This window comes from Sphingomonas bacterium (assembly GCF_903644055.1).
GTDB lineage: Bacteria > Pseudomonadota > Alphaproteobacteria > Sphingomonadales > Sphingomonadaceae > Sphingomonas_I.
Genome location: NZ_CAHJXD010000007.1, coordinates 1 through 7,413 on the forward strand (window position 1 = coordinate 1; position 7,413 = coordinate 7,413).

The following is a 7,413-nucleotide window of genomic DNA, read 5'->3' on the forward strand; positions in this document are numbered from 1 at the left end:
CAGCCTTACCCGCTCCTGCTGAGGTGAGACCGAGTAGCTCCGCAGGAGCGTATCGAGGGCTCGTATCGAAGTACGGCCCCAGCGCATGTCCTTCGATACGGGCTCTCGACAAGCTCGATCCCTACTCGGGATGAGCGGAGGAGTGGGTCAATCTAAAATCATCCGACTCCAAAGTCGGATACGATCAACAGTGCGGCCCTGAGACGATCCTCCCTGGCAGGGGATGTGGCTGGCAAAGCCAGACGGAGGGGTGATACGCCATCGAGGGGGCGACACCCCTCCGTCATCGCTGCGCGATGCCACCTCCCCTGCCAGGGGAGGAACAGGGTCATGCCCGATGCGCTCGAATTTGACTCTGGAGCGGCCGAGCCGATGCGATCGGATCGAGAATCGCTCTGGCGGCTCGCAACCCCGAACGGCATCCCGGCGCGCATAGCATGACGCGGGGCTCGCTCATGTCGATCATCCGATCCGAGCCTCGCGCACGACGGCCGACGGCAATCGCGAGGTGCCCGGTATGGGCCGGGCATTCACGCTTTGGGATGTGCGCCCGGGCCGAAATGCGCGACCAGGGTCGCGGTCAATTGGGTATCGCGGTAGCGGAAGATCGCGCTGGACGAATGGCGCGTCGATCGCGCCGCATCGAACAGCAGGCTGAAACGATAGGAGGGCGTGTAGCCGATCGTCAGCCTGCCCTCGTCGATCCGTTCCTTGTGCCCGGCAAGCGTGAGCGGTGCCTGAAGATCGTAGCGGAAGCTGCGGTAGCGGCGCGTCGCGGCCAAGGTCAGCGTGAGGCGAGGGCTCGCCTGCCCGATCCCCTCCAGCATGATCTGGGAGGCCTTGACGCCGTTCGAGAAGACGCCGCTGCTCGTCTGGAAATCGCGGCTGAGGCGGGCGTGGAGCTGGAGCGCCTCGCGCGGCACCCAGCGCGCGTCCAGCCGACCGGTCAGCCCCGAATAATCGCCCGCGACCCCCGACTTGTCCTTGTGCCGCGTATAGCCGATCCGCGTATCGATCTGCCACAGCACCGAGGGCGAATAGAAAAGATGCAGCGCCGCGGTCTGCTCGGAGAAGCTCGCGCGATAGGCGAAGAGCGTGCCGCCGACCGTCGACTGGCGATCGTTGAGGCCGGTGGCGCGCACCATGCTGCCCTCGATCGCCAGGATGTTTCCCGTCGGCGAATAATAGCCGATCCCGCCATGCGCGCTCAACCGGTTGTAATCGGCGATCGCGAGCGCGGGATTGCTGTTGCTGCTGCGCTGGAAGCCCGCGCCGCCGATCAGCCGCACATCGCCGAGCACCGATCGGGTCGCCTCCAGCGTCGCCCCGGAGAGCGTCTGCAACGAGCCCGACGTGGTCGAGCGCAGATCCTCGAAATTGGCGAGCCGCCGCACGACGTTGCCGTCCACGTCGACCGACGCGCGCGGCGCGCGGTAATGCAGCGCGACATCAGCGGCATAGCCGGTGTTGGCCAGCGCCTTGTTATGCGCGAACCAGGAGCGCGTGGCGGCGAGCTGCGCCGCGATCGACAGAGGATCATGGTCGGACGTGATCGAAACGCCCGCCGATGCCGAATAGATATCGTCGGCACCCCCGTGCGTCGCAAGCGCGCGCGCGGGCGCCGACAGGCGGAAGAGGTTGCTGTCGTGCACGCCGCCGGCGGTCAGATCGACCTTGATCTCGGCCGCTCGCACCGCCGCAAACGGCAGCATCGGGACGATAGCCAGACGGAGCATCGCTCGGAGGAGGATCGGCATCGCGACGGGCTAACCCACGCGCCCGACGGCGTCCAGCGCGCGCGTTCCCGGCGTCCGCCCGGCTCTTGTGCAAACGCGAAAAACTATTGACTCGCCGCCCTGTCATGGTAACTGAAGCGTGAACGGAAGACGTCGGCTTTTTTGCGGCGCTTGCGGGGGTGTCGGGGGATTTGGCGATGAAGCGCATCATATTCGGTCTGGTTGCTGCAACGCTCGCGGCTGTTCCCGCTCTGGCGGAAACCTACAATATCGGCAGCCTCACCACCAACCGCTATGTGAAGGCGGTCGATTGGGACGGCGTCGATCCGCTCGAAGACACATTCAACTTCTCGCTGACCGGCAACACCTATCTTCATACCACGCTCGAGGACGAGTTCGGTCTGAACAATTTCGTCGGCAAGCTGTACCAGGTGGGCAACGAAGCCGCGATCGCGACCTTCGGCCCCTATAACGACGGTGACCTGTCCGATTCGGGCCAGATCGGCACCTATGGCGCGGGCAATTATCAGCTCGTCGTCAGCGGCATTCCCGATCAGGGTGGCTCGTACAGCCTGCGGATGAGCTCCGACGTCGCCGCGCCGGTTCCGGGCCCGGCGGGCGTGGTCGTTGCCGCTGCGGGTGCCGCGGTGATCGCGTTCCGCCGCCGTCGCGCCGCACAACTCAAGACCGCCTGAATCTTTCGGCGAAAAGCGGGGCTGCGCCGCTTCGGTGGCGGAGCCCTTTTCTTTTGCGGCGATGCTGGTAACGAGCAGTGAGCTTTCCCCGAGGTAACGGGTGCTAATTGCCGGCGTGGGGAATGATGTCAGGCAGAGGGTCGGTGCGTTGTATTGCGCCGTTCGGAGTATCGGATCGCTGTCCGCCTATGAAGAAACACTCGCTCCTGCTCGCCTGCGCGCTGATCGCGCTCGCCGGATGCCATAGCTCGAAAGCCGACAGACAGTTGGTCGCGACCGGCAAGGATTTCGAGATTTCGGTTCCCGAGTTCGATCAATTGCTCCGCGCGGCGCCGATGATGCCGAAGGATCAGGTCGCTGCGGCGCGGCGCAAGATCCTCAACGGCCTCGTCACGCAAAAACTCTTCGCCGATGCAGCAATCGACCAGAAACTGGATCGCGACGTCGATACGATGCAGCAGATCGAGGCGCTGCGCCGTCGCGTGCTGGCGGCCGCCTATCTCGATCGCTTGACGAGCAGCGCCGCCAAGCCGACCAGCCGCGACATCTCGGTCTATTATGACGCGCACCCCTGGATGTTCGCCGAACGCAAGGTGTTCACGATCAACCAGGTCGAGGTGACGGGCGAGCATTCGCCGATCATCGAATATCGCGCGGCGCTGGATCGCGGCGGCATGGCGGGGCTCGACGCGCGTCTCGCGCAGGACGGTATCGCGGCGCGATCGACCAACGTCGTCATTCCCGGCGATTCGCTGCCGCGCACCGCCGCCGAACAGCTTGCCAAGCTCCCCGCCGGTTCGCCCGTGGCCTTCGCGATCGGCAACACGCTGCACCTCGGCGTGCTGACCGCGGTGCAGGACGGCACGCTGGAGCTCGACGAGGCGCGGCCCTCGATCGAGGCGATGCTGCTCGGCGAGCGCCGCGTCGCCTTGCTCCAGAGCCAGGCCGAGCGCTTGCGCAGCGAGCGCAACATCACCGTGAAGGACGTGGCGACGTTGCAGGCGAACAAGACATGATGACGCGAACCTTCCGCTCGGCCGCGATCGCGCGGCTGATCGCGATGCTGCTGGGGCTCTGCCTCGCAGCCGCCGCCTCGGCGCAGGCGGCGGGGGGGGATTATCTGGTCGGGCCGGGGGATGTGCTCAAGGTTTCGGTCTATCGGCAGGCCGATCTCGATACGGTCGCGATGGTCGCGCCCGACGGCACCGTCCAGATCGGTTCGGTCGGCGGCGTCAAGGTCGATGGGCTCACGGCATCGGACGTCGGCCGCAAGATCGCCGATCGCCTGAAGAGCGCGGGCATCCTGCTCAATCCCACGGTCAACGTGCTCGTCACCGAATATCACAGCCGCACGATATCGGTGCTGGGTGCCGTGGCGCGCCCGGGCGAGCTGCCGATCGATCGCCCCAACCTTTCGATCACCGAGGCGCTGGCGCGCGCCGGCGCCAATTTCGAGCGCGGCGGCGCGCTGATCACGATCGTTCCGCCGACGGGATCGAAGCAAGCGTCCGAGACGATGCACGTCGCCGATCTGGTCTCGGGCGGGCGCAACCGGCCGCTGCGGCCGGGCGAATCGATCTTCGTGCAGGCCGCCGCGATGGTGTTCGTGCGCGGCGAGGTGCAGCGCCCGGGCAGCTATCCGATCGATCCGGGAATGACGGTGGATCAGGCGATCGCGGTCGCCGGCGGGCTGACGCCGCGCGGATCGGCGGGGCACGTTCGCGTCACGCATCAGGAGGCCGCCGGCGCGCCGGCGGCGGCGGTGCGCGCCAGGCTTCGCGATCCGGTGCAGCCCAACGACACCTTGGTCGTAGGCTCGCGGCTCTTCTAGGCCTTGGGGAAAGAGCCCAACTCGCGTCATCGGCGGAAGCGCATGGCGCTTTCACCGCAAACGATCAGGCTCTAGGACGGGGCACATGAGCGTCGCGCAGCTTCTCAGGGTTTTTCTCTCGAAATGGCGCATCATCCTGATCGGCGCCGCGATCGGGCTGCTGCTGGCGTTCGTGGCGGCGAAGCTCAGCCGTCCGCAATATGTCGCGACGGCACAGGTCATCGTCGACGTGCGCGCGCCCGAGACGCTCGGCGCGCAGACCGCGATCGACCAGCTTTCGCCCGATTATCTCGCCACCCAGCTCGATGTGCTGCGCAGCGGCCGGATCACGCGGATCGTGGTGCAGCGTCTCCAGCTTTCGACCAACACGCAATTGGTGCGCGGGCTCGGCTGGTCGGGCAGCGGTTCGCTCGAGGAATTCCTCGCGACCTATCTCGCGGCGGGGCTGCGCGTTTCGGTGGCCAATGCCGCCTCGCGCGTGATCTCGGTCGGCTATGCGGGCAACAGCGGGCGGTTCGCCGCGCTCGTCGCCAATGCGTTCGCGCAGGCCTATGTCGATGCGTCGCTCGATCTGCAGGCGCAGCCGGCGCGCGACAGCGCCGATTGGTATCAGCGCCGCGCGCGCGAGGTGCAGCGCGATCTCAATGCCGCGCAACGCCGCCTCACCGAACGCCAGCGCGAACTGGGCGTGACATCCGACACCAACCAGTCGAGCTCGGAGGAAACGCGGCTGAACGCGCTCTCTTCGCAACTGGCGGCGGCGCAGGCGCAGAGCGCGTTCAGCGGCGCGCGCGCGGGCAATGATCTGCCCGGCACGCTGAGCAATCCGGTGATCCAAACCTTGCAGTCGGAGATCGCCAAGCTCGAGGGGCAGCGCCAGCAGCTCGCGCAGACCGCCGGCCCCAACAATCCCGATTACCGGCAGCTCATCGGCCAGATCCAGGGGCTGCGCGGGCAGCTCGCGCAGCAGCAGCGCGAGGTGCAGCAGGGCAGCCGCGTCGCCGCCGGCCAGAGCAGCGCGAGCGTCGCCGGTCTCACGCAGGCGGTCGCGCGGCAGAAGGAGCAGGTGATCGAGACGCGCGCGCGGCACGACGAGGTCGCGGTGCTGGAGCAGGACGTGCGCAATCTCCAGACGGTCTATGACCAGATGGCGGCGCGGCGATCGCAGCTCGATCTGCTCGGCGAATCGACGCAGAGCAACGTCACGATCCTGACGCCCGCGACCGCGCCGGACGCGCCGGCATGGCCGCGCAAGGGGCTGATGGCGATCGTCGGGCTGATCGTCGGCGCGGTGCTGGCGACGATGTTCGTCGTCGGCCACGAGATCCTCGACCAGCGGCTGCGCGGCAGCGAGGATTTCGAGGATTGGCTCGGCATCTCCGATCTCGGGCTGCTGCGCATCGGCCCGCCGCGTCCGCGCCGCCTCGCCGATCAGACCGCCAAGGCGCTGTTGATGCTGCCGTTCCGCGGGAACGCGGGCTGATGGAGGATTTCGGATCGGTCGGCGAACGCCCGTCCGCGCTGCCGATGGCGCAGCGCACGCGGATCGGCGAGCTGCTCGTCAGCCACGGGCTGATGACGCTGGAGCAGGCCGGGCGCGCCGCGCAGCATAGCGTCGAGAATAATATCCGTTTCGGCGAGGCGGCGGTGGCGCTGGGCTTCGTCTCGCAGGCCGATGTCGAGACGATGTTGCAGATGCAGCTCGCCGCGCCGACGATATCGGCGCCCGCGAAGGTCGGCGCGCCGGAGCTGTTCGCGCTCAACGCTCCCGAGACCGAGAAGGCCGAGGATATGCGCGCGCTGCGCAATTCGCTCACCTTGCGCTGGTTCCAGCATCCCGAAGGCGCGCGGACGCTGGCGGTGATCAGCCCCGGGCGATCCGACGGCCGCTCGCTGGTCGCGGCCAATCTCGCGGTGAGTTTCGCGCAGGTCGGCGTCCGTACGCTGCTGATCGATGCCGACATGCGCAACCCGCGCCAGCACGAGCTGTTCGGGCTCGACAATCGATCGGGGCTCTCGGGCTATCTCAACGCCCGCGGCGAGGATGCCGCGCATTATTATATTCCGGAGCTGGAGACGCTGACGGTGATCCCGGTCGGCAAGCTGCCGCCGAGCCCGCAGGAATTGCTGCTCCGGCCGACGCTCGCGTCGCTGATCGAGGCGGTGTCGCTCAATTTCGAGGTGGTGGTGGTGGATACGCCCGCCGCTTCGATCGGCAGCGATTATCAGATCGTCGCGTCGGCGACGCGCGGCGCGCTGCTCGTCGGGCAGAAGGGCGCGACCCGCACGCGCGACGCCCGTCGCATGCTCGATACCTGCCGCGATGTCGGCGTGAAGGTGGTGGGAGGCGTGCTGCTCGAAGCGGGCAGCGCGTGATGCGGCCGGCGATCGATACGTCGATCGAGCAAAGGGCGGTCCATCGGCACGGCATCGGCCTGCACGAGGTGTTCCGGATCGTCGCGGGGCGCTGGCCGATCACCGTCGCGACGGTCGCGCTCGCGCTGCTGCTGGCGCTCGTCTCGATGTTCCTGGTGCCGCGGCTCTACCAGACCTCGACCGAGATATTGATCAGCATCAAGCCGCCCGAGCGCGTCGGCGGTCCTTCGATCCTGGAGCAACTGGCGCCCGAATATATCTCCACCCAGATCGACATCATCCGCAGCAAGCAGGTGGCGCTCCAGGTGGTCGATCGGCTCGGGCTGGCGGGCAACGCGCTGTTCGTCAGGGATAGCGGCTGGCGCCCGCGCGACGGTGATCTCAGGACCTATATCGCCGATATGCTCGTCCGGCGGCTGCACGTCTCGCAGGGCGCCGACATGTCGCGGACGGTGACGATCAGCTACCGGGCGCCCGTGCGGCGCTTCGCGGACGTGATCGCCAATGCCTTCGCCGAAGGCTATCAGCAGGCGAGCGCGGAGCGGCAGAAGGATCCGGCGCGGCAGGCCTCGGCGATGTACCAGCGCGCGGCGGCGCGGCAGCGCGAACGCCTGATCGGCGCGCGCGCATTATTGTCGTCCAGGCAGCGCACGCTCGACGTCTCGCAGGAGCAGAATCGCGCGACGCCGGAGCAGACGCAGCTCCAGGCGCTCGCCAGCCGATCGGCGGCGGCCGAGCGGGACAAGGCGATGGCGTCGGCGAAGGCGGGCGCCGG

At 67.5% G+C, this 7,413-nt stretch carries 7 protein-coding genes; 6 read left to right on the forward strand and 1 reads right to left on the reverse strand.

Annotated features, from left to right (window positions below):
* Window positions 1-530: 530 nt before the first annotated feature.
* Window positions 531-1,736 (reverse strand): hypothetical protein, encoded by a 1,206-nt coding sequence (locus HUU94_RS00255; RefSeq protein ID WP_174273134.1) that lies wholly within the window; start codon window positions 1,734-1,736, stop codon window positions 531-533.
* 197 nt (window positions 1,737-1,933) lie between these two features.
* Between HUU94_RS00255 and HUU94_RS00260 the strand changes: the two genes are divergently transcribed.
* From HUU94_RS00260 to HUU94_RS00285, 6 genes are all read left to right on the forward strand, one after another.
* Window positions 1,934-2,431, forward strand: a complete 498-nt coding sequence (locus HUU94_RS00260; RefSeq protein WP_174273135.1) for a hypothetical protein — start codon at window positions 1,934-1,936, stop codon at window positions 2,429-2,431.
* A gap of 188 nt (window positions 2,432-2,619) precedes the next feature.
* A complete protein-coding gene (locus HUU94_RS00265; RefSeq protein WP_174273136.1) occupies window positions 2,620-3,447 on the forward strand; it encodes an EpsD family peptidyl-prolyl cis-trans isomerase in 828 nt (275 codons plus the stop codon).
* Window positions 3,444-4,262 carry a polysaccharide biosynthesis/export family protein gene (locus HUU94_RS00270; RefSeq protein ID WP_174273137.1) on the forward strand — a complete coding sequence of 273 codons (819 nt, stop codon included), beginning with the start codon at window positions 3,444-3,446 and terminating at the stop codon, window positions 4,260-4,262. Before HUU94_RS00265 ends, HUU94_RS00270 begins: the two co-directional genes overlap by 4 nt.
* Window positions 4,263-4,347: 85 nt before the next feature.
* A complete protein-coding gene (locus HUU94_RS00275; protein WP_174273138.1) occupies window positions 4,348-5,745 on the forward strand; it encodes a GNVR domain-containing protein in 1,398 nt (465 codons plus the stop codon).
* On the forward strand, window positions 5,745-6,638 hold the full coding sequence (locus tag HUU94_RS00280; protein WP_174273139.1) for a polysaccharide biosynthesis tyrosine autokinase: 894 nt from the start codon (window positions 5,745-5,747) through the stop codon (window positions 6,636-6,638). The genes HUU94_RS00275 and HUU94_RS00280 overlap by 1 nt, the downstream gene beginning before the upstream one ends.
* Window positions 6,638-7,413, forward strand: a 776-nt coding sequence (locus HUU94_RS00285) for a Wzz/FepE/Etk N-terminal domain-containing protein (RefSeq protein ID WP_174273140.1), incomplete at its 3' end; no start/stop codon positions are given. The genes HUU94_RS00280 and HUU94_RS00285, both read left to right, overlap by 1 nt.

Bases quoted from the DNA above. Each gene is read 5' to 3' on its own strand.
- HUU94_RS00255 (WP_174273134.1), bottom strand. From the start codon at position 1,736: ATGCTCCGTCTGGCTATCGTCCCGATGCTGCCGTTTGCGGCGGTGCGA.
- HUU94_RS00260 (WP_174273135.1), top strand. From the start codon at position 1,934: ATGAAGCGCATCATATTCGGTCTGGTTGCTGCAACGCTCGCGGCTGTT.
- HUU94_RS00265 (WP_174273136.1), top strand. From the start codon at position 2,620: ATGAAGAAACACTCGCTCCTGCTCGCCTGCGCGCTGATCGCGCTCGCC.
- HUU94_RS00270 (WP_174273137.1), top strand. From the start codon at position 3,444: ATGATGACGCGAACCTTCCGCTCGGCCGCGATCGCGCGGCTGATCGCG.
- HUU94_RS00275 (WP_174273138.1), top strand. From the start codon at position 4,348: ATGAGCGTCGCGCAGCTTCTCAGGGTTTTTCTCTCGAAATGGCGCATC.
- HUU94_RS00280 (WP_174273139.1), top strand. From the start codon at position 5,745: ATGGAGGATTTCGGATCGGTCGGCGAACGCCCGTCCGCGCTGCCGATG.